This is a genomic window from Collinsella aerofaciens (assembly GCF_020181355.1).
In the GTDB taxonomy this organism is placed as follows: domain Bacteria; phylum Actinomycetota; class Coriobacteriia; order Coriobacteriales; family Coriobacteriaceae; genus Collinsella.
The window spans coordinates 922,294-946,114 of record NZ_CP084004.1 but is presented as its reverse complement, the minus strand read 5'-3'; the positions used below and the strand labels follow the sequence as shown (position 1 = coordinate 946,114).

The 23,821-nt window shown below is 62.4% G+C and carries 20 protein-coding genes and 1 tRNA gene; 12 read left to right on the top strand and 9 right to left on the bottom strand.

The genetic code is table 11. The features are described from left to right. Positions 1–85 precede the first annotated feature (85 nt). The 6 genes from LCQ44_RS04100 to pknB all read left to right on the top strand — a co-directional run bounded on the left by LCQ44_RS04100 (position 86) and on the right by pknB (position 10,245). On the top strand, positions 86–1,939 hold the full coding sequence (locus LCQ44_RS04100) for a serine/threonine-protein kinase (protein WP_225094130.1): 1,854 nt from the start codon (positions 86–88) through the stop codon (positions 1,937–1,939). Continuing rightward, complete coding sequence (locus LCQ44_RS04095) at positions 1,936–2,946, top strand: FhaA domain-containing protein (RefSeq protein WP_118934736.1); 1,011 nt, start codon at positions 1,936–1,938, stop codon at positions 2,944–2,946. The genes LCQ44_RS04100 and LCQ44_RS04095 overlap by 4 nt, the downstream gene beginning before the upstream one ends. A gap of 6 nt (positions 2,947–2,952) precedes the next feature. Next, the gene (locus LCQ44_RS04090; RefSeq protein WP_006235180.1) at positions 2,953–3,369 is read left to right on the top strand and encodes an FHA domain-containing protein; all 417 of its coding nucleotides are present in this window, start codon (positions 2,953–2,955) and stop codon (positions 3,367–3,369) included. Further along, positions 3,366–5,264, top strand: coding sequence for a Stp1/IreP family PP2C-type Ser/Thr phosphatase (locus tag LCQ44_RS04085; RefSeq protein ID WP_225094129.1), 1,899 nt, complete (start codon positions 3,366–3,368; stop codon positions 5,262–5,264). Before LCQ44_RS04090 ends, LCQ44_RS04085 begins: the two co-directional genes overlap by 4 nt. A 16-nt stretch (positions 5,265–5,280) precedes the next feature. Next, positions 5,281–8,151, top strand: coding sequence for an FtsW/RodA/SpoVE family cell cycle protein (locus tag LCQ44_RS04080; protein WP_225094128.1), 2,871 nt, complete (start codon positions 5,281–5,283; stop codon positions 8,149–8,151). Between the two features lie 132 nt (positions 8,152–8,283). After that, the gene (pknB, locus tag LCQ44_RS04075) at positions 8,284–10,245 is read left to right on the top strand and encodes a Stk1 family PASTA domain-containing Ser/Thr kinase (protein ID WP_225094127.1); all 1,962 of its coding nucleotides are present in this window, start codon (positions 8,284–8,286) and stop codon (positions 10,243–10,245) included. 177 nt (positions 10,246–10,422) lie between these two features. On the opposite strand, the gene LCQ44_RS04070 is transcribed toward pknB, so the two are convergent. Then, the gene (locus tag LCQ44_RS04070) at positions 10,423–10,620 is read right to left on the bottom strand and encodes a hypothetical protein (RefSeq protein WP_225094126.1); all 198 of its coding nucleotides are present in this window, start codon (positions 10,618–10,620) and stop codon (positions 10,423–10,425) included. 52 nt (positions 10,621–10,672) lie between these two features. Here LCQ44_RS04070 and LCQ44_RS04065 point away from each other — a divergent pair, with 52 nt between their 5' ends. The 3 genes from LCQ44_RS04065 to LCQ44_RS04055 all read left to right on the top strand — a co-directional run bounded on the left by LCQ44_RS04065 (position 10,673) and on the right by LCQ44_RS04055 (position 13,173). Next, complete coding sequence (locus LCQ44_RS04065) at positions 10,673–11,683, top strand: LacI family DNA-binding transcriptional regulator (RefSeq protein WP_225094125.1); 1,011 nt, start codon at positions 10,673–10,675, stop codon at positions 11,681–11,683. A 126-nt stretch (positions 11,684–11,809) separates the two neighbouring features. Next, positions 11,810–12,301, top strand: a complete 492-nt coding sequence (locus LCQ44_RS04060; RefSeq protein WP_117736974.1) for a helix-turn-helix domain-containing protein — start codon at positions 11,810–11,812, stop codon at positions 12,299–12,301. Continuing rightward, positions 12,268–13,173: an IS3 family transposase gene (locus tag LCQ44_RS04055; protein ID WP_225094231.1), complete on the top strand. Its 906-nt coding sequence runs from the start codon at positions 12,268–12,270 to the stop codon at positions 13,171–13,173. The genes LCQ44_RS04060 and LCQ44_RS04055 overlap by 34 nt, the downstream gene beginning before the upstream one ends. Positions 13,174–13,180: 7 nt before the next feature. Here the strand turns inward: LCQ44_RS04055 and dcm are convergent, their stop codons facing one another. The 8 genes from dcm to LCQ44_RS04010 all read right to left on the bottom strand — a co-directional run bounded on the left by dcm (position 13,181) and on the right by LCQ44_RS04010 (position 21,257). After that, positions 13,181–13,696 carry a DNA (cytosine-5-)-methyltransferase gene (gene dcm / locus LCQ44_RS10040; protein WP_276530459.1) on the bottom strand — a complete coding sequence of 172 codons (516 nt, stop codon included), beginning with the start codon at positions 13,694–13,696 and terminating at the stop codon, positions 13,181–13,183. A gap of 258 nt (positions 13,697–13,954) precedes the next feature. Further along, positions 13,955–14,030: transfer RNA gene (locus LCQ44_RS04040), tRNA-Arg, on the bottom strand. A gap of 302 nt (positions 14,031–14,332) precedes the next feature. Beyond that, on the bottom strand, positions 14,333–14,731 hold the full coding sequence (locus LCQ44_RS04035; protein ID WP_006235193.1) for a DUF956 family protein: 399 nt from the start codon (positions 14,729–14,731) through the stop codon (positions 14,333–14,335). A 120-nt stretch (positions 14,732–14,851) separates the two neighbouring features. Continuing rightward, the gene (locus LCQ44_RS04030; RefSeq protein WP_055310058.1) at positions 14,852–15,772 is read right to left on the bottom strand and encodes a PTS system mannose/fructose/sorbose family transporter subunit IID; all 921 of its coding nucleotides are present in this window, start codon (positions 15,770–15,772) and stop codon (positions 14,852–14,854) included. 16 nt (positions 15,773–15,788) lie between these two features. Next, positions 15,789–16,607 (bottom strand): PTS mannose/fructose/sorbose transporter subunit IIC, encoded by an 819-nt coding sequence (locus tag LCQ44_RS04025; RefSeq protein ID WP_006235195.1) that lies wholly within the window; start codon positions 16,605–16,607, stop codon positions 15,789–15,791. Positions 16,608–16,625: 18 nt separating this feature from the next. After that, on the bottom strand, positions 16,626–17,615 hold the full coding sequence (locus LCQ44_RS04020) for a PTS sugar transporter subunit IIB (protein WP_225094124.1): 990 nt from the start codon (positions 17,613–17,615) through the stop codon (positions 16,626–16,628). 405 nt (positions 17,616–18,020) lie between these two features. Further along, on the bottom strand, positions 18,021–18,449 hold the full coding sequence (locus LCQ44_RS04015; RefSeq protein WP_225094123.1) for a hydrogenase maturation nickel metallochaperone HypA: 429 nt from the start codon (positions 18,447–18,449) through the stop codon (positions 18,021–18,023). 30 nt (positions 18,450–18,479) lie between these two features. After that, on the bottom strand, positions 18,480–21,257 hold the full coding sequence (locus LCQ44_RS04010) for an FAD-dependent oxidoreductase (protein WP_225094122.1): 2,778 nt from the start codon (positions 21,255–21,257) through the stop codon (positions 18,480–18,482). 189 nt (positions 21,258–21,446) lie between these two features. On the opposite strand from LCQ44_RS04010, the gene LCQ44_RS04005 reads away from it, so the two are divergent. The 3 genes from LCQ44_RS04005 to LCQ44_RS03995 all read left to right on the top strand — a co-directional run bounded on the left by LCQ44_RS04005 (position 21,447) and on the right by LCQ44_RS03995 (position 23,807). Next, on the top strand, positions 21,447–22,109 hold the full coding sequence (locus tag LCQ44_RS04005) for a TetR/AcrR family transcriptional regulator (RefSeq protein ID WP_225094121.1): 663 nt from the start codon (positions 21,447–21,449) through the stop codon (positions 22,107–22,109). Positions 22,110–22,172: 63 nt separating this feature from the next. Further along, positions 22,173–23,180, top strand: a complete 1,008-nt coding sequence (locus LCQ44_RS04000; RefSeq protein WP_225094120.1) for a DUF5692 family protein — start codon at positions 22,173–22,175, stop codon at positions 23,178–23,180. Positions 23,181–23,315: 135 nt separating this feature from the next. Beyond that, entirely contained in the window at positions 23,316–23,807 is a 492-nt protein-coding gene (locus LCQ44_RS03995) for a helix-turn-helix domain-containing protein (RefSeq protein ID WP_225093191.1), read from the top strand. Positions 23,808–23,821: the final 14 nt, after the last annotated feature.

Sequence of the window (23,821 nt, the reverse complement as noted above, 5' to 3'; positions counted from 1 at the left end):
ACACTAGCAGCATCTATGCCACCGCGAACGGCTCGGCTCCGCGCCCGCCGCTCGCAAACGAACTTTAAACGCACGAGGGTTGGCCATGCCGCTTTTCTCGCAACATACCGCCCGGTTCTCGCCGGACGTTCCCTTGGAGGGCACCAGCTCTCGCGAGCTGCTCAAGCGGTTCCAGCCGCTCGAGACGCTTGCGACCGGCGGTTTTGGCTCCATCGAGATTTGCCGCGACACGCACCTGCGCCGTCGCGTCGCCATTAAGCGCATCCCCCTTATCAACGGCGCCGGCATGCCCGCCAGCGACATCATGGATGTCCTGCGCGAGGCACACACCGCCGCCATGCTTCAACATCCCAATATCGTGCAGGTTATCGACTTTACGCACGATACCGCCTATGCCTACCTCGTCATGGAATATGTCGACGGCATGTCGCTCGCCGACTTTTTGCATCGCGTGGACGGCCATTCGCTCACCTTTGACGAGGCCGCGGCAATTGCCGACGCGCTGGGCCAGGCGCTCACCTTCGCCCATAGCAACGGCGTGCTCCACCTGGATATTAAGCCCGCCAACGTGCTCATCGACCACTCGGGCAACGTAAAGCTCACCGACTTTGGCATGGCGCGACTGTCGTCTGCCGGCGGCTTTGGCGGCTCGCGCGGCGGCACCATCGGCTACATGCCACCCGAGCAGCTCGATATCGAGACCGGCACAGTCGACGAGCGCGCCGATGTCTTTGCCCTCGCCTGCGTGATCTACGAGGGCCTGTGCGGCAGCGCCCCCTTTATGGCCGCCACGCCCGGCGACTCGCTCGGCCGTATCATCGGCGGTGCCACCTACCCCAGCGAGCTGATACCACACTTTCCCCCGGGAGCCGAGGCTGCGCTCATGAGCGCCCTCTCCCCCATGCCGCAAGACCGCCCCAACAGCATCGAGGCATTTTGCGACCAGCTGCTCGCCGGCTTGGGCAGCGTGCGCGAGGGCCGTCGCAGCCTGGAGCAGATGGTGGGCGAGCTGTCGGATGACGAGCGCGCGGCAGACGATATCGAATCGTTACCCTATGAGGACGACACCATCGAGGTCGACCCCGCACTCGGCTGGGCCGGCACGCGCTGGAGCCACGCGCGCGATTACACCATGCGCGCCATCTCGGCGCTAACGTGCGGTGCCTTTAGCTTTTTGATCATGCAGACGGCTGGCGTCGCGGCGCTTCCCGGACTTATTGCCGCGGCCATCGCAATTGGGGCGGCCGCCGGCCTGACCCCGCAGATTGGCTCGGCCATCTCGGCCGTGGGCTTTTTGGTACTTATGGCCAACGCCACCATGCAGACGCAGGGCATCCTGTCGATGCTACCCGTCGCGGTGCTCTTTGCCGCCACCATGTCCGGTTGGTGGATCGCCTGGGGACGCACCGAGGCGGCCGCGAGCGCGGCGCTCACCTGCGCGGTAGCACTTGGCTGTCTAACGGGTGACGTCCTCCTTGCCGCCGGGGTCGCCGCCGGCATCGCGGCCTTTTGGCTCGGCCCGGCAAGCGCCGCGGCCGCTACGGGGATGGGCGCGCTTTTTGGCCGCCTGGCTACGGTTGCGCTTTCCGCCGGAGGCGTGCTGGGGCTCGGCAATGTTGCCGCGGCGCTGGGAGACATGCTCTTCTGGGCTGCCGTTGTGCTTGTCGCGGCGACAGCTGCACTGACATCTCTGCTGCTCAACGCCCATGCCAGGCGTGCCGAGCAGGGCTCGAACCTGGCTGCAATCGCTGCCATCGCCGGCTGCGGAATAGGCACCGCGGCGTCGCTCTGTCTTGCACACCATATGGAAATTGCCAGCCTTGCGGCCGCGGTCGTCGTCAAGGCGGCGGTTGCGGGAACCCTATCCTCTATAATCGTTGGGATATGCCTATATTTGCTCGGATACCAAAGAACCTATACGGAGAGTGATCTTTCGTGAACTTCCTGAACATCTTCGAGGACCACGTGGCCGGCATCTTCGGTGCCACCCGTGCCCCGTTCTCCTTTAAGAAGCTTGCCAAGCAGGCCGCTCGCGACATGGAGGATCAGACTCTGGTGATCAACGGCGTCAACACCGCGCCGGCACTCTATACCATCCTGATCGCCGCCGACGACGATCCCATGCTCGCTCCGTTCTACCCCGAGCTTTCGCGCGAAGTCCGCGAGTTTGTGAAGGCACAGGCCGAAAAGCGCCGCTATGTGTTTGTCGGCGAACCCCTCGTTCGCTTTATGATCGACCCGCAGCTGCGTGCCGGTAAGTTCTCGGTCTTTGCCGAGAACGTCGACGCCCCCACGCTCGGTCGTCTGTACGAGGAAGAGCGCGCCTACCAGAATGGCCTGGGCCAGAACAACTCGGCCGCAAGCCGCGCCGCCAGCGCTCCCCGCGCCGGCAAGCAGCAATTCGCCGCTCCGCAGCAACAGCACCCCGCCGCCATGCCCCAGCAGCCGACGCCCCGTGCCGCCGCTCCCGACCCGCTCGCCGTGGCCGACCCCTTTGCGCCCAACGTCCCCGACCCCGCCGCCGCGCCCATCCCCGTGCCGCAGACCGTCTCTCGTGACGCCCTCGCCGGTATGGGCGGAGCCGCCGCGACCGGCGCCGCCGTGGGCCTTGGCGCCGCGGCCGGTATTGCCTCCAACATGGCGAGCACCCGCGCCCCGCAGCGCCCGCTCGCCCAACTCGTCGACGTCGTGAGCGGCGAGAGCCACAGCATCACTTCCGCGCAGGTGACCATCGGTCGCGAGCGTTCGGTTTCGGACATCGCCCTGCGCGACCCCAACGTGTCGCGCCGTCACGCCCAGCTCACCTTTACCGGTTCGGACTGGTCGATCGAGGACCTCAATTCCACCAACGGCACGCTCGTCAACAACCGCCGCATCACGCGCTGCCCGCTGCGCAACGGCGACCTGCTGACGTTTGGCCTGAGCACCTTTGAATTTAGGGGATAGTCGCTTATGAACATCGATATCGTCCTTTTTGCAGGCCGCATCGTCCTGGTCGCCCTGCTCTACATCTTCCTGTTCGCCGTCATGAAAACCGGCGTGGGACTCGTACGCGGCCAGCGCCGCGACTCCGCTATCTGGACGATCGATGTGGACAAGGGTCCGCGCGGCATCCGTGGCATCCATGTAGACATGCTCGGCCCCGTCATCGTGGGCCGCTCGCCGTCCTCGGACATCTGCATCAACGAACCGTTTGTCTCGGCCTCGCACGCACGCTTTTCGTTGCAGGGCCCGGCACTCATCATCGAAGACCTCAACTCGCTGAACGGCACGCTCGTTAACGGCCGTCAGCTGGTGGAGCCCGCAACGCTGCGCGAGGGTGATGAGGTCCAGATTGGCGACGTGGTCATGAAGGTGAACCGTCGATGATCGACGAGGAGAACAAGTCCGCAACCATGCCCGAGACGCCGACTGCCCCCGCAGCTGCGCCGGCTCATGCCGCTCCGGCGCGCCCTGCGACCGTGGAGCCCGAGGACACGGTGTTCTCCCTGCCTCTTTCGCATGTAACTCAAGAATATCCGACACTCGTCGATGACGAGGACGCCGATACCGAGCAGCTCGATGCCCCCATCGGCGCGCACGCTGCCGAGCAGTCGGCGGAACCGGAGGCAACGCCCGCACCGGCTCACTTTGCCGAGCCCGTCGCCGAGGCGATTAACGAGAGCGCTGCCGTGTTTGCAGCCCCCGAGCCTGCCGCGCCGGTATTCCCCGTCGCCCCGGCAAGCGAGGCGGCACCCGCATCCGCAACGCCTGCCGAAGTCGAGCAGCCCGTTGCCGCGCCCGCCGCAGCTCCCGAGCCCTCCGCTCAACCCCAGAGCACGCCCGCGCCGTCGCACTTTGCGACGCCCGAGCCGACGGCTGTCGAGCCGCAGCAGGACGACGATCCCGCCGACCGCGTAACCGAAGATCTCAACCTTCCGGACGTCTCCGACGCCGAGTCGGGAGACGATGCCGACACCGTCTCCCCCGGCGACACCGCCGAGATCGATGTCGCCGCCGTGGAGGCAAAGCTCAAAGATCCCGGCTCGACCATGAGCTTTGAGCCGCTGACCGACGAGCGCATCGAGACCGACTCGACCTACGACGCCGGCACCACCACGCAGCTTATGTGGGGCGCCCGCTCCGACGTCGGATGTGTGCGCCCGCACAATGAGGACTCCTATCTGGTGCAGTCGCCGCTCTTTTGCGTGTGCGACGGCATGGGAGGACACGCCGCCGGCGAGGTGGCATCCTCCATCGCCGTCGAGACCATCGCCAAGACGGCGCCGCAGTCCGCCGACGCCGCGCGCCTGGCCGCAGCCGTTGAGGCCGCCAACGCCGCCGTGATCGAGGCCGCCCTCAACGGCCTGGGCAAACCCGGCATGGGATGCACGGCCACCTGCGCCTACATCGAAAACGATACGCTCGCCATCGCCCACGTGGGCGACTCGCGCGCCTACCTGCTCCACGAGGGTACGCTCATCCGCGTGACCCGCGACCACTCCTACGTGGAGGAGCTCGTGGATGCCGGCGAGATTACGGCCGACGAGGCCCGCGTCCACCCCAACCGCTCGGTCATCACCCGCGCGTTGGGCTCGGATCCCGCCATGTATGCCGACCACTTTACCCTGCACATCGAGGAAGGCGACCGCCTGATTCTGTGCTCCGACGGTCTTTCGAGCATGATTCCCGATAGCGATATCGAGAACATCGCTACGCAGTCCTCGAGCGCACAGATTTGTGTCGACAACTTGGTGGACGCGGCGCTCGCCGCCGGCGGCCACGACAATGTGACCGTGGTGGTCGTCGACCTGGTCGACGACGGCGTCATGCGCGAGGCAAAACGCGTCCGACGCCGCAATGTCACCATCGCCTCCGTCTTGGCCCTTGTCTTTGTGCTGGTGGCAGGCATCTGGGCATACACGGGCGTCACCGGCTCCTATTACTTGGGAACCTACCACGGCAATGTCGCCGTCTGGCGCGGCCTGCCCGGCAAGACGCTCGGGGTCGAGCTCCACTGGCTCGAGAGCGAAACCAGCATCAAGCTGTCCGACCTGCCCGAAGACACGCAAAACCGCCTGAAGGCAGGCATTCCGCAAACGAGTGTCGACGATGCGCAGGACACCATTTCCAAGTACCGCCATCAGATTGACGAGGAGCAGACCCGCCAGGTGATCGACGCGCAAACGATTCGCGACAACACCGATCAGGAATCCACCTCCGAGTCAGATTCCGAGAAAACCGCCGAACAGTCAGCCGAGGCCGAAGCCTCCGATAAGAATTAGAAAGGGAGTGCCGCTTATGAGTCGCCGCAACACCGAACTGCTCTTGCTCATCGCCTCGGCGTTCCCCGTCATCCTGCTCTATGCGATGTACGTGCTCACCGCGGGTGCCACGATTTCCTTTGAGACGCTCGCCGTGCCGATCGGCCTGTTCGCCGCCTTCGCCGCGGCGCATATCGCCGTGCGCATCCTGGCGCCCGGCGCCGACCCCGCCATCCTGCCCATCGTCTTTGTGCTCTCGGGCATCGGCATCACATTCGTGACGCGCCTGGCCCCCGACCTCGCCATCTCGCAGCTCATCATCTTGTTTGTCTCGGTGGCGCTCATGGTGGGAACGCTCGCGCTGGTCAAGAACCTCGACGTGGTCATGCGCTACAAGTACACCTTTGGCATTATTGGCATCATCCTGCTGATGCTGCCGATCTTTATCGGCACCACGATCTCGGGCTCCAAGCTGTGGATTCGCATCGCGGGCTTCACCATCCAGCCCGGCGAGTTCGCCAAGGTCTTCATCGTCTTGTTCCTGGCAGGCTATCTGGCCGAGAACCGCGAGCTGCTCTCCATCTCCAACCGCAAGATCCTGGGCCTCAAGATTCCGCGCTTCCGCCTGCTGCTGCCGCTGTTTGCCGTGTGGGGCGTGTGCCTGCTCATCGTCGTCTTCGAACGCGACCTGGGCTCGGCCGTCCTGTTCTACACCATCTTTTTGCTGATGCTCTATGTTGCCACGGGACGCTTTTCGTACGTCATCATCGGCCTTGCGCTGCTGGCCGTTGGGGCCGTGGGCGCCTACAAGTTCCTGTCGCACGTGCAGGTGCGCTTTCAGGTCTGGGTCGATCCGTTTAAGGACGCCCAGGGCCAGGGCTACCAGATCGTACAGTCACTTTACTCGCTGGCTGACGGCGGCCTGGTTGGCGTCGGCATTGGCAACGGCATGGCAAACAACATCCCCGTCGTCGAGTCCGACTTTATCTTCTCGGCCATCGGCGAGGAAATGGGCCTTTTGGGCGGCGGCGCCGTGCTCATCCTGTTTATGCTTTTTGCCGTGCGCGGCCTCACCACGGCAGCCCGCGCCAAGTCCGACCTTGCCGCCTTTAGCGCGACCGGCCTTACGGCGGCCATCAGCTTCCAGGCATTCTTAATCGTTGGCGGCGTAACCCGCCTAATCCCGCTGACCGGCGTCACCCTGCCCTTTATGAGCCAGGGCGGTTCTTCGCTGCTGGCGAGTTTTATCATCGTCGCGTTGCTGCTGCGCGCCGGCGACGAGGCAACCGGACGCGAAGCCGAACTCACCGGCACCGGCACCATGGCCGCCATCACCGATGACCAGGTCGCATCCGCCGCTGCCCCGACCGGTACGCGTTTTGCCAACGCGCCTTCCTACAGCCACGGTAACCACTCCGCGGGCTCTCGCATGCGTCGTCGCCTGCTCGACACGCCAGAGTCCGGCGTGCTCGGCCGCGTGGCACTTGCCAACCGTCTGACTCGTGCCGTGTTTGCCTTTACGGCGCTGTTCGCCATCCTTATCGGCAACCTCACCTATGTCCAGGTCATCAAGGCGAAGGACTATCAGGACATGCCGACCAACAACCACACCATCGCCCGCTCCAAGTACATCCAGCGTGGCTCCATCATCACGTCCGACGGTGTGACACTAGCCGAGTCGCTGCAGCAGGAGGACGGCACCTACGCCCGTTCCTACCCCAACGGCAACATGGCCGCGCACGTGGTGGGCTACGTGAGCCAGCAATACGGCACCGCCGGCATCGAGAGCGTCATGAACGATACGCTCACCGGCTCCAAGGATTACTCCAGCTGGAACAACGCCATCGCGTCGCTCGCGGGGCAGACCCAGCCGGGCAATACCGCCAAGCTCACCATCGACTCGCGCATCCAGACGGCTGCCGAGCAGGCGCTCAAGGGCTTTAAGGGCGCTGTGGTGGTCATGGATCCGCGCACCGGTGCGGTCCTTGCGTGCGCGAGCTCGCCCACCTACGACAACACCAACATCGATGCGCTGCTCCAGTCGGGCGGCGGCGAGGACGGCTCCATGTACGACCGCGCCATGGACGCGCTGTACACCCCGGGCTCGACCTTTAAGGTCGTCACACTCTCCGCGGCGCTCGAAACCGGCACCGCCAGCCTTACCAGCACGTACCAGGCGCCCGGCTCCATGGATATTGGCAACGCGCCGGTCACCAACGATGCCAACGAGAGCTACGGCACCATCAGCCTGCAGCAGGCCTTCGCCGTGTCGTCCAACGTCGTCTTTGGCCAGGTGGCAAACGAGGTCGGTGCCAGCTCGCTCGTCCAGTTTGCCAACGCCTTTGGCTACGGTCAGAAGCTCGGTCAGGATCTGACCACCGCGGCTTCCATCATGGCCGACCCGTCGCTTATGACCGAGTGGGAGACCGCTTGGGCAGGCGCCGGCCAGCCTGTCGGCATGGACCATACGCCCGGCCCGCAGACCACCGTCATGCAAAACGCCGTGATTGCCGCCGCCATCGCTAACAGCGGCGTGGTCATGGACCCGTACTTTGTAGCCCAGGTACTCGCCCCGGACGGAACCGTGGTCAAGACCACGCAGTCCCGCTCGCTGGGCCAGGCCGTCAGCTCCGCCACGGCCGACCAGGTCAAGCAGGCCATGCTTGCCGTCGTCCAGTCCGGCACCGGCACCGATGCCCAGATCCCAGGCGTCAAGGTCGCCGGCAAGACCGGCTCGGCCGAGACCGGCGGCACCAACGTCAACTCAATGTTCGTTGGCTTTGCACCTTACGATTCACCCACGGTCGCTATCTCGGTGGCCTTGGAGGATTACGACAAGCATGACGTCGAGGCCGCCAAGATCGCCGGTATCGTCCTGACCGCGGCGCTTGCCGCACAGGGAGCGTGATGCCCATGATCGAATCGGACACCCGAGGCGCGCCGCGGCCTAAGAGTTAGCGGCAACGCGCCACACGGCCCCAGCGGCCACATCGTAGGTACTACACACATCGTTGAGCGAATAGTTATGTTAGGAGCAGGAATGGAACAGAGGGTCCTCGGGGGAAGATACCTCCTCAAGGATAAGGTGGGAACAGGCGGCATGGCGACCGTCTACCGTGCACAGGACCAGGTCCTCGACCGCACGGTAGCCGTCAAGATCATGCTGCCACAGTATGCTGGCGACGCAACCTTCGCCGCACGCTTTAAGCAGGAGGCACAGGCAGCAGCCGGCCTGTCCTCCCCCTATATCGTGGGCGTCTACGATTGGGGCAAGGACGGCGACACCTATTACATCGTCATGGAGTACCTGCGCGGCACCGACCTTAAGAGCGGCATCAAGAGCCACGGCGCCCTCGACCCCAAGAAGGTCGCCCAGATCGGCTCGCAGATCAGCTCTGCGCTTTCGGTCGCCCACAAGCACGAGATCATCCACCGCGACATTAAGCCGCAGAACATCATGGTGCTGCCCGACGGCAACATCAAGGTGATGGACTTTGGCATCGCGCGTGCCAAGAACAGCCACCTCACGCAAGATAACAACGTGCTGGGAACCGCCCACTACGTCAGCCCCGAGCAGACCCGCGGTCAGGACCTCGGCCCCACCTCGGATATCTACTCGCTGGGCGTCGTGATGTACGAGTGCGCCACCGGCCGCGTTCCCTTTGACGGTGACGACGCCATCTCGGTCGCACTCAAGCAAGTCAACGAGTTGCCTATTCCGCCGAGCCAGATCAACTCCGGTGTCGACGCCGACCTTGAGCGCATCATCCTCAAGTGCATGGAGAAGGACCCGGCAAACCGCTTCCAGACCGCCGACGAGCTTCGTCAGGTGCTCAACAGCTACCTGTCGGGCCGTGCCGTCAACGTCTCGGAGCCCACGCGCATCATCGGTGCCCCCGGTGAGCTGGGCGCCACCAAGACTCGCGAGCTTTCCGATCAGACGCGCGCCATGGTGCGTCCCGTCTCGGGCGTGAGCGGCCAGAATACCGCCCGTAGCTCGGTTTCGGGCTCCACCGGCTCCTACGAGGTCGAAAAGCCCAAATCCAACAAGAACAAGATCATCGCCGCCGTGGTGGCAGCCGTTGCCGTCATCGGCATCGTGGTGGCCTTTGCCACAGGACTCTTTGGCGGCGAGCAGGTCACCGTGCCCGATGTGCTGGGCAAGGACCAGCAGACTGCCGTCGAGCTGATCAAGGAAGCCGGCCTCGAGGTCGGCACCATCGACCAAAGCTACAACGACGATGTCGACGAGGGCAAGGTCGCCGAGCAGACGCCCAACGGCAACACCAAGAAGACCAAGGGCACCAAGGTGAACCTGGTAATCTCCAAGGGCCCCAAGCCCTCCGAAAAGGTTGAGGTTCCCCAGCTTGTCGGCCTGACCAAGGACCAGGCCGAGGCCGCGCTGGCAAGCGTTGGCCTGAAGGGCAACGCCTCCGAGGAGGCCAACGAGGCCGATGAGGGCCAGGTCTTTGAGCAGGTCACCGAAGCCGGTAAGGAAGTCGCGAAGGGCACGACCATCTCGTACAAGGTCTCGAGCGGCCCGGATACCACGTCCGTCCCCGATCTGACCGACATGACCGAGGCCCAGGCGCGCAACGCCCTCGATATGGCAGGCTTTGGCGTCGACGTTAGCTACCAGGAGAACGACTCGGTTACCGAGGGCACCGTGATCAGCTGGAACCCCAGCGGCAAGCAGAAGCCCGGCGCCACGATTACCGTCGTCATCGCCAAGAAGTCCGGCAAGGCCACCGTCCCGGGCAACCTGTACGGCAAGAGCATTTCCGCCGCCGTTACCGCGCTCAACAACGCCGGTTTCTATAACATTGGCTTCTGTGACCAGAACGGCAATCCCGTAAGCGGTAACGAGGATGCCACCGTTACGGGCGTCTCCCCCACTGGAAAGCAGTCCACCGACAGCACGATTACGCTGACGGTCGCACTTTCTGGTTCGGGCTCGGGCTCGGGCACGAGCACGGGCGACGATTCCGGTACGACCAACTAGTCGCCACCCCACCGCTCATCGCGGCTTTCGCCGCAAACATATTCGCTCAGAAGCGCCCGCTTGCTCCCCGGCAAGCGGGCGCTTTGTTTATCGACAGGCCAGGGCTCCATAGCAACACAAAGAGGCCCGCAAAAACAAGCCTCCCAGGTGACAACAGAATATGTAATGCAGTAATTACTAGCCGCAGAACTTCACCATGGTCTCGACCACGAGCTTCTCGGAGTTGAGCTGCTGTATCATGATGCCCTGCTGGAACAGCGGGATGTTGACGCGCGTGCGCTCCGGATCGGAGTGCTCGACGAACTCCTTCTTATCCAAGGTGCAGACCGAGCGCGACAAAACGACTTCGAAGCGACCCATTACGGCATCGCGCATGCGCTACAATCTCAGTTAACCTGTTAACCACTCGCAAACAGCAGGAGGCCCCATGCCCACACCCGGCAAGCGCTCGTCCATGCGCCAGATTGCCGCAGCGGCCGGCGTATCCGTCGCCACGGTCTCCCACGTCATCAACGGCAGTGGCCGTTTTTCCGAAGACACCCGCGAGCGTGTTGAAGCCGCCGTCGAGGAATACGGCTACGTCACGAATATGGCGGCGAAGAGCCTCCGCATGGCCCAGTCCCGGACCATCGGCATGATCGTGCCGGACATCTCGAACGACTTCTTTTCCAAGATCGCCCTGCATGTGGAACGCGAGCTCGCCACCGAGGACTACTCGGTCTTTGTCTGCAACAGCGCCAACGATCCCGCCCGCGAGCGCGATTACTTCCGCACGCTTGCGAGCAAACAAGCCGATGGCATCATCTGCATCTCCGGCCTGCGCAGGCTCGACGGCGAATTTGTCCCCCACGGCATTCCCGTGGTCTGCATCGACCGCGCGCCCGAAAACGACCTCGGTTTCCCGCACGTGGGTTCCGACAACATCGGCGGCGGCTACATGGCAACCGAGCACCTCATCGAGCGCGGCTGCAAGAACATCCTGAGCATCTCGAGTTTTACGGCCAACTACCCCGGAAACGAGCGTCAGATGGGCTACGAGCGGGCGCTTGCCGCGCATGGGATGCCGCTGTGCCGCGACTACCAGCTGTTTGTCTCGGGCAAGCAGCCGAGCATCATCGAGTCGGAAGAGCTCGTGACCGACTTCCTCTCCACGGGCTACCCCGTCGACGGCGTCTTCGCCCATAGCGACCACGCAGCCGTGGGCGCGCTGCGTGCGCTCGTTGCCGCCGGCAAGCGCGTACCCGAAGACGTCCGTCTCATCGGCTTCGACGATTCCGTTTACGCGCAGCTTCCGACGCCGCAAATCAGCACCATCCGCCGCTTCCCCGAGCGCCTCGCGCACGAGGGATGTCAGGCCCTGCTCGCCCTGCTGCGCGGCGAAGAGCCCGAGATGGAGACGCTTGTCCCCGTTAAGCTCGTGCAACGCGCGAGCAGCTAGACAGCGGGCAGCGAATAGCCGCGTTTTTCTCTCGCATGTGCTCTATCCCACGCGCGACATGCAAAAAGCCCGCCACCACTGAACTGCCTCCCATTTCTTGGACATGAGAAATGGGAGGCTTTCTTTATGCGCGTTGATTTGAGAGTGAAGCATGATATCGAGGCCAGGAAGGCGGCCATAGGGCTCTTCGAGCTCGGGCACGGGTATAAATCTGCCGCGATTGCCCTTTCGCTTCCCGTGGAAGCCGTGAGAAGATGGCAGGAGATATACCGCGCATTCGGGAGCGAGGTGCTGCTGCGCATGGACGGAAAGCAGGGCAGGTACACATACGAGCAGAAGGTCGCCGCCGCCTCCGCCGTCGTCGACGGCGGCATGACGAAGACCGAGGCGATGGCGGCGTTCGGCATAATGTCGATGTCGCCGCTCAAGAAGTGGTGCGCGCTATACCGCCGGGGCGGCGCGGAGGCCCTGCGCCCGAGGCCCAAGGGCCGGCCGAAGGGTTCCAAGGCGAGGCCGCGGACCCGCGAGGAGGAGCTCGAGGAGCGGTGCCGTAGGCTCGAGGCCGAGGTGGCCTACCTAAAAAAATTACGCGCCCTGGTCGAGAGGGACGGGCTCTGACCAGGGCGAAGGCCGAAGCGGTCGCGGCCCTGCGCGCCGAGGGGCACGCGCTCGGGCACTTGCTCGCATGCGCCGAGCTCAAGCGGTCGACCTACTACTACGCCCTCGCGCACCCGCCGAGGCCCACGCGCCCCGAGCTCTGGGAGGCGGCCGCCGAGATCTTCTCGCGCACCGCCAACGGCTGCGGGCACCGGCAGATAGCGATGTGCCTCAGGGCGGAAGAGGGGACCGTGATAGCCGACAAGACCGTGCTCAAGATGATGCGCGAGATGGGGATTCGCTGCGGTATCAGACGCGAGACGGCCTACCACAGGTACAACTCGTACAGGGGCGTCGTCGGCAGGACGTTCGAGAACGTGATCGCGAGGGATTTCGACGCCGGGGCCCCGTGGCGGAAGCTGGGAACGGACGTCACCGAGTTCAAGGTGGCGGGCGGCAAGGCCTACTGGGCCCCGACGCTGGACTTCTGCACCAAGGAGATCGTGGCGAGCGACATATCGACCACGCCCGACATGGCCCAGCAGGTCAGGATGCTCGACGAGCTGCTGTCCAAGATCCCCGAGGGCGCCGCCCCGACCATGCACTCGGACCGGGGCTGGCAGTACCAGCACGCCTCGTACACATCCAGGCTCGAGGCCGCCGGCATCGTCCAGAGCATGTCCAGGAAGGCGAACTGCATCGACAACGCCGCCACCGAGCAGCTCTTCGGCCACGTCAAGGACGAGTTCTACCGGGGCCGCGAGTGGGAGACGTTCGAGGATTTCAAACGCGACCTGGAGGAATACATAGTCCACTGGAACACGAGCCGGAGGCAGGTAAGATTGAAGGGCCTGACCCCGGAGGAGTTCCGGAATCAGGCCCTCGCGGCCTAGTCGCTATTTAGGGCGTCCAAGATTTGGGACGCAGTTCAAAGCCGGTGGGTCTCCCCAAAGATTGCTTCTTCGAAACGCCTGCAAGGGAGAATGGCTGACAAGGAAAGCCTGCGAGCAGGACATCGAAGTCCGGTATATCGTTTGATGCGACCTGACGGATGTCGCCCGCCGGGGTCTCTCCATAGTTCATCCGGTAGGTTTTCTGGGCGAACTTATCCCACTCGCAAGAGAAGACGCACCTACCGCCAAGCTCCTGGAACGGCATTCGTATACCGCCGATGCCCGCGAAGAGATCGCAGAAGGTAAAAGGCGCGTCGCTGCGCTCCCCTTGGTCAAATGGAGCCCCCGCATCGAGCGATGCGATAAAGGCGCATTCAGCCGCCGTTGGACTAGTATCCCCAGACTCCCAGCGCCGAACGGTGCGTTCGCCAGACGAGCCCATACCAAGGGCGGCGGCGAACTCCTTTTGGGTGAGGCCGAGGTCAATTCTCTTTTGCGCTATATCAGCTGCATTTAGTTGCATGGGACGCCTATCTTGGTTGAAAAACGGTCAAACTGTCCTGTATTTACCACAGCGTTAGTCTATCACCCCGAGCGGACATGTCTTCCCCTTGCTTCAGTCCGCCTCTAAACCCCGTAGCATCAACTGGGCTTTAGGGCTTGGACACTCTACCGGAGGGCTCTAGACGCAATTGGTGACGCGGGTGTCGACGGTTCGAATCCGCCGGCAGCTCCCACAAACCAGAAACGGCGCCGCTCTCGCGACGCCGTCATAATCTTCTGGTGCCCCCGGGCGGATTCGAACCGTCGACACCCGCTTTAGGAGAGCGGTGCTCTATCCCCTGAGCTACGGAGGCATGTTGTACTAGTGTAGCAGATTTACGCCGTTGTAATACAGCGTATAGCCACTCTTCGAAGTTGCGGTGGAACAGCCCTCCGGAAAGTGTGTCCCACTATCCAGGCAAATTCTGGGTCAAACTTTCCCAATGGGACCTCGCTGGAAACTGTGTCCCAGAATTTCGGCTCGAAACGGGACACAGTTTCCCAAACGACCCCGTTCCGGAAACTACATCCCGGAATCGGCGCTCGAACCGGGATGCACTTTCCCGATCGAGCCCCATGGGAAACTGCGTCCCACTTGGGGGGCGCTCTTTAATGACTAGTTGCCTTTGTGGAAAAGGTTTTTGATAACGGAGGGGATGCTCTTGGCGCCCTTGGCAGTCACATCGATAAAGTCGGGCGAACGCACGAGCTTATCCTCGTCGACGTACTTGCGGACAGCACGAAGCGTCTCTTTGTCGTCGCGCGTCGAAAACGTAAAGTGACCGTTGTCCTTGGTGAAGATGGCAAAACGCGTGATCTTCTTGGTGCCGCGTAAAACCTCGGCGGCAATATAGTCGACCTCGTCCCACGGGATTTGAATATAATCCTCGGGATTGCGCTCGTTGTAATACTCGAACGCCTTATTGCCCACCATCACGTTACCGTGGCTGGTAAGCCCCATCAGGCAGGTTGCCGGCGTTGCCAAATCGACCGTGCTGTTCTGAGATTGCGCCATGCGCGCCTCGCCCTCCAAATAAAACAATCGGACCGCATCCAGTGTACCCACCGGGTGCGGTCCGTTTCAATGGCTCAAAAGCCCTTGCCTAGCAATTCTCGGTCTTAAGCCGAAGCGTGCTTACATGAAGCCGCAGAAGCGACCGATGATGCCGACGGCGAAGAGAGCCAGGATGATGACAATCGGGCTGACCTTCTTCTTGAGGAGCTTGCAGACCAGCAGGGTCAGGCACACGGCGGCAAGGCCGGGGATGAGCTGATCGAGGTTGGCCTGAAGCGTGGTGACCTTCATCTGATCAAGGGCGGTAGCACCGACGGAGTTGTACATCGTCAGCGCTTCCTTGATACCCTCGGAACCGGAGGGCAGGCTAGCCCAGTCGATAAAGGCGCCAGCAGACTGCTTGACCGTGGAGACGATCGGGGTGAAGGAAATGGACACCCAGCGCTCGACCAGGGCGCCGATGATGAACATACCCAGGATGGAAGCGCCCTCGGTGACCTTGCCCATTAGACCACCGGAGAGGTCCTTGGCGATGGAGGAGCCGACCTTGTAGCCAAACTCCTGCGTGTACCACAGGAAAGCGTAACGGATGATGTTCCACGCGAAGAAGAACAGCAGCGGACCGACGATGCTGCCGGACATGGCCAGGGAAGCGCCCAGAGCGCCCAGAATCGGGCGAAGGGTGAACCAGAAGACGGGGTCGCCGACGCCGGCGAGCGGGCCCATCATACCAACCTTGACGCCCTGAATGGCGACGTCGTCAATCGGGGCACCGTTGGCGCGCTCCTCCTCGAGAGCGAGGGTAACGCCAATGACGGGGGCGGAAACATAGGGGTGGGTGTTATAGAACTCCAGGTGGCGCTTAAGAGCGGCAATCTGGTCATCCTTGCTGGTGTAGAGCTTCTTGATCGCAGGGATCATTGCGAAGCACCAGCCGCCGTTCTGCATACGCTCGTAGTTCCACGAGCCCTGAAGGAACTGATGACGGAAGCAAACCTTCTTGCGGTCAGCCTTGGTGAGCTGAATCTTGTTCTCTGCCATATGTATCACTCCCCTCCTACTCGTAATCGTTCAGAATGTCGCCGAGCGGGTCGCCGGAGCCACCGCCCATGCCGCCACCCTGCTTGGCCAGATCCTTAAGGCCAAGGTAGATGAGGGCAAGGGAGATGCCGATGAGACCAAGGGCGATCAGCGTGAGCTGAGGGATGGCAGCAAGGACAAAGCCGAGGACGAAGAACGGCCAGGTCTCCTTGGTGGCCATCATGTTGATGACCATGGCGTAACCGACGGAAGCGACCATGCCGCCGCCGACAGCCATGCCGCCGGACAGCCAGTCGGGCATAGCGTTAAGCGCGTTGGTAACGGCCTCGGCCGGGATGACGCACAGAAGCACTGCCGGGATGGCGATACGAAGGCCCTGCATGAGGATGGCAGCATACTGCCAGCGCTCGATGCCGGAGAAGTCGCCCTTCTCGGCGCAACCGTCCATGGCGTGAGCGATAGCGGTAGCAATGGTACGGCAGATCATGGTCAGGAACAGACCAGCGACCGACAGCGGGACGGCGACGGCGATAGCGGTGGTAACGGCCTTGGCCGAATCGGTGGCGCCACCGTTGAGGGCGAGCACCATGATGATCGAAGAAGCGACCGAGGCCAGAGCGGCGTCAGGCGCGACAGCGGCGCCGACGTTAGCCCAGCCAAGGGCCATCATCTGGAGCGAACCGCCCAGGAGGATGCCCTCCTGAAGGTGACCGGTTACGAGACCGATAAGCGTGCATGCCACGAGCGGCTGATGGAACTGGAACTCATCCAGAATGCCTTCCATACCGGCAAGCAACGCGACAATCGCAACAAGCAGAATAGTGATTGCAGACATGTATCGGACCCTCCTTTACTATGCTTGAGCGGCCAGTTCGGCCTTAGCTTTCTTCAACATGGCGTCGAGATCCTCGGAGGAATCCGAAGGAACCTTGCGGACCTCGAACTTGACGCCCTTGGCCTTGAGGGCCTCGAGAGTCTTGACGTCGTCATCGCCCATAGCGACGGCGTTGGTGACGACGACCTTGCCCTTGGAGTGAGCCATGGAACCGATGTTGACTTCCTTGATGTCGACGCCGGCCTCGATGGCCTTGAGCAGATCCTGCGGGTTCTCAAAGAGCAGCATGGCCTTGGTGTTACCAAAGCGCGTGTCCTTGACGACCTCGGCCATCTTCTTGATGGGCACGACGTTGGCATGGACTCCCGGAGGGGCAGTCTGCTCGATCATGGTCTTGCGGAGCTCGTCGTGAGCAACGCCGTCGGAAACCACGATGATGCGGTTGGGGTTGATCTGCTTGGTCCACGTGGTGGCCACCTGGCCATGAAGCAGACGGGTGTCGATACGGACGTGGGCGATCTTGATGTGCCCATCGCCGATGACCGTTCCCGGAGGGATGGCGCCTGCAGGAACAGCGGCGGCCGCAGCCGGCTTCTTCTCCTCGGGCTCCAGAGACTCGGGCTTGACGCGCACGCCAGCCTTAGCCTCAGTCACGAGATGTTTTGCGATCGCATGTGCAGTGTTCTTTGCGTCAAAGCGCTGCGAATATGCCTCGATGAGCATAGGCAGGTTGACACCGGTGACGATAGCCCAGGAATCGTGGCCCTCGATGAGCCCGCTGATCTGGTTGAACGGCGTGCCGCCCCACAAATCAACGAGGAAGAGCACCTGCTCCTGGTCTTCGAAGGAAGCGATTGCTTCCTCGACCTTGGCACGGAAATCGTCGGGGCCCATGCTCGGCTCGAGCGAGACCACGGCAACAGACGGTTGATCACCAAAGACCATCGAGCCCGTCTGCTTGATTCCAGCTGCCAAGTCCCCGTGGCTAGCAAGAACAATACTTACCATCACATAACCTCCTTTTTGTCTACGTATTTCCTACACGACATGAAAGGAGTATAGCTGTTTGGTTTGTGGAATTATAGCTAAATCCGCAAAAGGTTGGATTATTTGTTTAAACGTCTAGGTTTGTTACAAGTTGATTACGTTACTGCTTTTTGACTCATTACACGACAAGGCGTCGCTCATCAAGCCATGCATTTTACAGATACAAGCAGGCTGTTCATTAATATCGATTTTTGGCAAGCGCGAATGCGCTTGTACTGCCGCTATTTTGTTTAAACAGACATGGCTTGACTTATTTCGTGACTTATGGTCTATGAAACCACTCAAAATAGTTGCGGTGGAATAGTTCTTGTTTAAGAGCCAGAAGGCTGAATTTAGGAACTATTTCACCGCAACTTATAGGGAATCCTAGGCGATGTGGAGGGGGTTGGCGGCGTCGACGGCGTCGGGGACGTCGGAAGGGCCGTCGGGGACAGCGTCTGCCGGGTCCTCGTCGGGGGTCTCGATCTGCTTGATCATGACCTCCTGGCCCTGCAGCAGGTATGTCTCGCCGCTACCGCAATGGGGACAGGTCTTGCCGTGCTCGACCGTCGCGTAGTCGCAGCCACACGCCTCGCAATGTGTCACGGCCTCGACGGACTCCACGATAAGCTCCGCGCCCTGCGCGATAGGCTTTTTATCTGCTGCCCAGCGCCAAGCGTCGAGCAGCAAGTCGGGAACGACGCCCGAGACCTCGCCCAGCAGCAACGTCACGCTCGAAACGCGACGCACGCCATGAGCGCGCGCCACATTCTCGACATCGCGAATGATGTGATAGACGATTCCGAGCTCGTGCACTTTTTCCTCCGCCGTTCCCGTTATGACTACTTACTTGCGACCGAACTTAATCTTGATGGCGCGCTTTAGAGCGTACTTGCCGAGGCTTGGGAGCTTTTGCTCGTATTTGACCATCGTGGAGCACTCGGGGCGGTCGCGATCCAGATGGATGGCGTCGAACGCGCACTTGGTGGTGCACAGGCCGCAGCCGATGCACTTGTTGGGGTCGACGATCGAGGCACCGCAACCCAGGCAACGGGCGGTCTCGGCGCGCACCTGCTCTTCGGTAAAGGTCTCGACGTACTCGCTAAACGGCGCGGCCTTCTCGCGCTCGCGGTCCACGTGGGCAACCTCGCGGCTCGCGTTGTCGTAGCTCTCGAGCACAACGTCGTCGCGGTCGAGCGCGGTGTAGCGGCGCTGGTTGCGGCCGATGGTGAGCGTGGAGCCTGGCTGTACAAAGCGATGGATGGACACCGCGGCCTCGTGACCGGCGGCGATAGCGTCGATGGCAAAGCTCGGACCGGTGTAGACGTCGCCTCCCACAAAGATGTCGGGTTCGGCGGTCTGGTAGGTCTGGGGATCGGCAAGGGCGCCCTGGCCGCGGCCGAGCTCCACCTTGGAGCCAGCTAGCAAGTCGCCCCACACAATGGACTGGCCAATCGACATGACGACACGGTCGGCATCGATACGGCGCAGATCGTTCTCGTCGTACTCGAGCGCAAAACGGCCCTCGTCGTCAAAGACACGCGTGCAGCGCTTGAAGGTGATACCGCACACACGACCGGCCTCGTCCAGGTGAATCTCCTTGGGGCCCCAGCCGCAGCTGATGTGAGCGCCGTCCTCAACGGCCTCGCGACGTTCTTCCTCGCTGGCGGGCATCTGGGCCTCGCTCTCCAGGCAGAACATCTCAACGTGCTCGGAACCCAGACGGCAGGCGTTGCGCGCGACATCGATAGCCACGTTACCACCGCCCACCACGATGGTACGGCCGGGCAGCGCGTCGATCTTGCCACTGTTGACCTCGCGCAAAAAGTCGACGGCCACGGTCACGTCCTCGGCATCCTCACCCGGAATACCGGCAAGGCGGCCGCCCTGGCAGCCAATGGCAACGTAGAAGGCCTTAAAGCCCTGCGCGCGCAGCTCGTCGAGCGTCACGTCGCGACCGACTTCCACGCCATAGCGGAACTCGGCACCCATCAGGCGAATGATCTCGACCTCGGCCTCGATAACATCCTTCTGCAGCTTAAAGCTGGGAATGCCGTAGGTGAGCATGCCGCCCGGGCGCTCGTTTTTCTCGAACACGACAGGTTTGTAGCCCTTCTCGGCCAGGTAGAAAGCGCAGGACAGGCCGGCCGGACCGGCACCGATGATGGCGATCTTCTGGTCGAAGCCGCCGGCACGCGTCGGGGTCACCACGGGCGGGACGTAGCGGGTCGCGGCATCCAGATCGCGCTGGGCGATGAACTTCTTGACCTCGTCGATAGCCACGGCGGCATCCACACGGCCGCGGGTGCAGGCATCCTCACAGCGGCGGTTGCACACACGGCCGCAGATAGCGGGCAGCGGGTTCTCGCGCTTAATGAGTGCTAGGGCCTCGTCATAGCGCCCCTGTGCCGCAAGCTTCAGATAGCCCTGAACGGCAACGTGCGCGGGGCAAGCCGTCTTGCAGGGCGCGGTGCCGGACTCGTGCGTCTCGATACGGTTATCGTTGCGGTAGTTGGGCGACCACTTGGTGTGGTCCCACTTGGTGGCATCGGGCAGCTCCTGGCGCGGATACTCGGGCACCTGTCCGCCGGCCTTTTTGCTGCAGAGCTTCTGGCCGAGCTTGGCGGCACCGGCGGGGCACACCTCAACGCAGCGACCGCAGGCCACGCACTTGTCCTTCTCGACCTTGGCGACATAGGCCGAGCGCGACAGGTTGGGCGTGTTGAACAGCTGCGAGGTGCGCAGGGCGTAGCACACGTTGACGTTGCAGTTGCAGATGGCGAAGATCTTGTTCTCGCCGTCGATGTTGGTGATCTGGTGCACAAAGCCGTTGTCCTCGGCCTGGCGCAGGATGTCGTAGACCTCGTCGCGGGTCACGTAATGGCCACGATCGGTCTCGACCACGTAGTCGGCCATATCGCCCACGGCGATGCACCAATCGGCCGGGTCGTCGGCGCAGCCCTCACCCATCACGCGACGGCTCGCGCGGCAGCTGCAGGTGCTGGCGGCATACTTACCCTCGTATTTGTCGAGCCAGTGCTCTATATGCTCAATAGGCACCGACGTGCTCGCGGCATCGATAGCCTTCTCGACCGGAATGACATGCATGCCGATGCCGGCACCACCGGGCGGCACCATCGGCGTGGCCTTGGACAGCGGTCCCTTGGACGCCTGCTCAAAGAACTTGGCATAGACCGGGTGCTCCTCGAGCTGGCTCACGCGCATGTTGAGGAACTCGGCGGAACCCGGCACCAGCATGGGCAGCACCCACTGCTTGGCGTGCTCGGGGTTTTCCCAGTTGTACTCGAGCAGACCCGTGTAGCTCATGTCGTCGAGCATCTTCTCGATATCGGCTTCGGGCATGCTGGTGAGCTTGACCATCTCGGGCAGCGTATAGGGACGGCGCATCTTCATCTTGCAGAGCACTTCGGCCTGCTCGTCGGTTGCGGCCTCGGCAAACGACCAGTACTCGTAGCCCAGCAGCTCGTCGCGGTGCAACAGACGGTTGGTGCAGTGCTCGCACAGTTTGACGATGGCCTCGCGCGGATGCTCCGGTATCGGCGGCACGAACTCAGCGCCGATATCGGGCTCGGTATAGCTAATCCCCGGTCCGTTGAGAATCATGGTTGTCCCTTCTCTTGCCACAGCCCAGCGAGACCGCGGCACCCCTCTTTTTTGCAGGCCGGGCATGCCCCCATGCCGTTCACCCGCCATTAGTTGACATTGTGTCAAAAATAGTATTGACGAACCGTCAACAATATTCAAGACTGTCAGGCGAACGGTCAGGCAAAAGAGGATGAAAGGCGGCAAAACATGAGCAACAACACAGCAGATACCTCTGTGGTCGATGCCGTTCCCGCATCCGATAGCGCGGCAAAGCGCCTGACGGGCGACGAACGCCGTCGCGAGATCCTCGATGCCGTGCGCACCGTAAGCTCCGAGCTGGGCGTGTCCCACCTATCGGTATCGGCCGTGACCAAGCGAGCCGGCTGCACGCGTTCATTGTTCTACCACTACTTTGCCGATATGGACGCCGCCGTCACCGCCGTCATGGACGAGGCGATCGACGGCTTTATCTCCGAACTCGAGCAGTGGAACGCCGACCGCACCGTCGGCGATATCGAAGGCGCGCTCGACACCGTCGCCCCGCTCTTTAAGCGCCTGGTCGCCAGCGGCCACGAGCTGCCGAGTACGCTCACCTCAAGCAGCGGCGCGCTCTACGGCGGCTTTTTGCACAACGTGGTCCAGCGTGTGGCGCAGTATATCTGCGACACCACCGTGGTGGACTTTGTCGCCCATCATGAGCTACGCATCGACCATGTCTACGAGACGTTCTACACCCTCATCATGGGGTTGTTGATGTATATCCGCACGCACCCCGATGTGCCCGACGAGACGGTCAAGGAAATCATCGCCTCGACACTCCACATCGAGGGCTATACCGCCAAGTATCCGGAGCGCAAGCCCCAGAACTGACGACATTTGGCCAAACTGCCCGCGATCAGAAGAGGGGCCGCGGGCGTGTGAGAGGAGAGCAGCATGCTGTTCGATGTTTGGGGTAGCGATACCCTTATCCACTGGGCCGGCTGGGCCATAGTCTTTATTGGCCTGATCGTGCTCAACGAGGTCGGCCGCCGCACCAAGCTGGGCGCGGCAATCATCTTTGGCGTGGCTCCGCTGGCCATGACCATCTACTGCGCCGCCATCGCCATCGGTGTCTCGCAGGGTGCCGAGTGGGCGCTCACCAACCCCACCCATGTGTACCAGAACAGCTGGTTCCACTACGCCAAGGTATACGCGGCGCTGGCCGGCTGCTGGGGCTTCATTGCCATTAAGTACCAGTGGGGCAAGATCGGCAAGGCACATTGGTTCCGCGCATGGCCGTTTGTGATCGTCGCCATCAACATCATGATTGCCGTCGTATCCGACTTCGAGAGCGCCTATCACTTCTTTGTCCTGGGCGAGTCCACCTGGGTCACCTCCGAAGGTGCTACGCAGCTGGCCGGCTGGAACAACGTGTTCAACGGCATTGCCGGTATCATCAACATCTTCTGCATGACCGGTTGGTGGAGCGTCTACGCCTCCGAGGATCAGACCGACATGCTGTGGCCCGACATGACCTGGGTCTACATCATCGCCTACGATATCTGGAACTTCTGCTACACCTACAACTGCCTGCCCACCCACTCCTGGTTCTGTGGCTTTGCGCTGCTGCTGGCGCCCACCGTCGCCGCCTTTATCTGGAACAAGGGCGGCTGGATCCAGAACCGCGCCTTTACGCTGGCCATTTGGTGCATGTTTGCCCAAGTGTTCCCGTACTTCCAGGAGGAGTCCATCTTTGTGACCCACTCCACGCTCGACCCCGGCGCCGCTACCGCGGTCTCGATTGCCGCGCTGATCGCCAACGTCGCCGCGATCATCTACATCGCCTACCGCGCCAAGAAGCTCGGTCGCAATCCCTACAAACAGGATGTCTTTGAGGGCACCAGCGATTGGGAGAAGGCTACCGCTCGCCGCGCCAAGGTTGATTACGCGCACGCCGAGTAACGCGCCTGACGCAGACATCGCTTGAGCGCGAAGCAGCATAGCCGGCTCCGCGCAACTCAACGCATTGCAGAGCCCCCGGAATGTGATTCGTGAACTGCCTCCCATTTCTTGGACATGAGAAATGGGAGGCTTTTTATGCGTGTCGACTTGAGGGTGAAGCACGACATCGAGGCCAGGAAGGCGGCGATCGGGCTCTTCGAGCGAGGCCACGGCTCCGAGTCGGCGGCGAAGGCGCTGTCGGTCCCGCGCGACACCGTGAGACAATGGCTCTACGTATACCGGTCGTTCGGAAGCGAGGTGCTGCTATCCATGGACGGCAAGCAGGCCAGGTACACATACGAGCAGAAGGTCGCCGCCGCCTCGGCCGTGGTCGACGGCGGCATGAGCAAGCGGGACGCCATGGAGGCGTTCGGGGTCATGTCCTTGGCGCCGCTCAAGAGATGGTGCGCGCTCTACCGCGAGGGCGGCGCCGAGGCGCTCAGGCCCAGGCCCAAGGGCCGGCCGAGCGGTTCCAAGGCGAGGCCGCGGACCCGCGAGGAGGAGCTCGAGGAGCGCTGCCGAAGGCTCGAGACCGAGGTGGCCTACCTAAAAAAATTGCGTGCCCTGGTCGGGAGGGACGGGCTCTGACCAGGGCGAAGGTC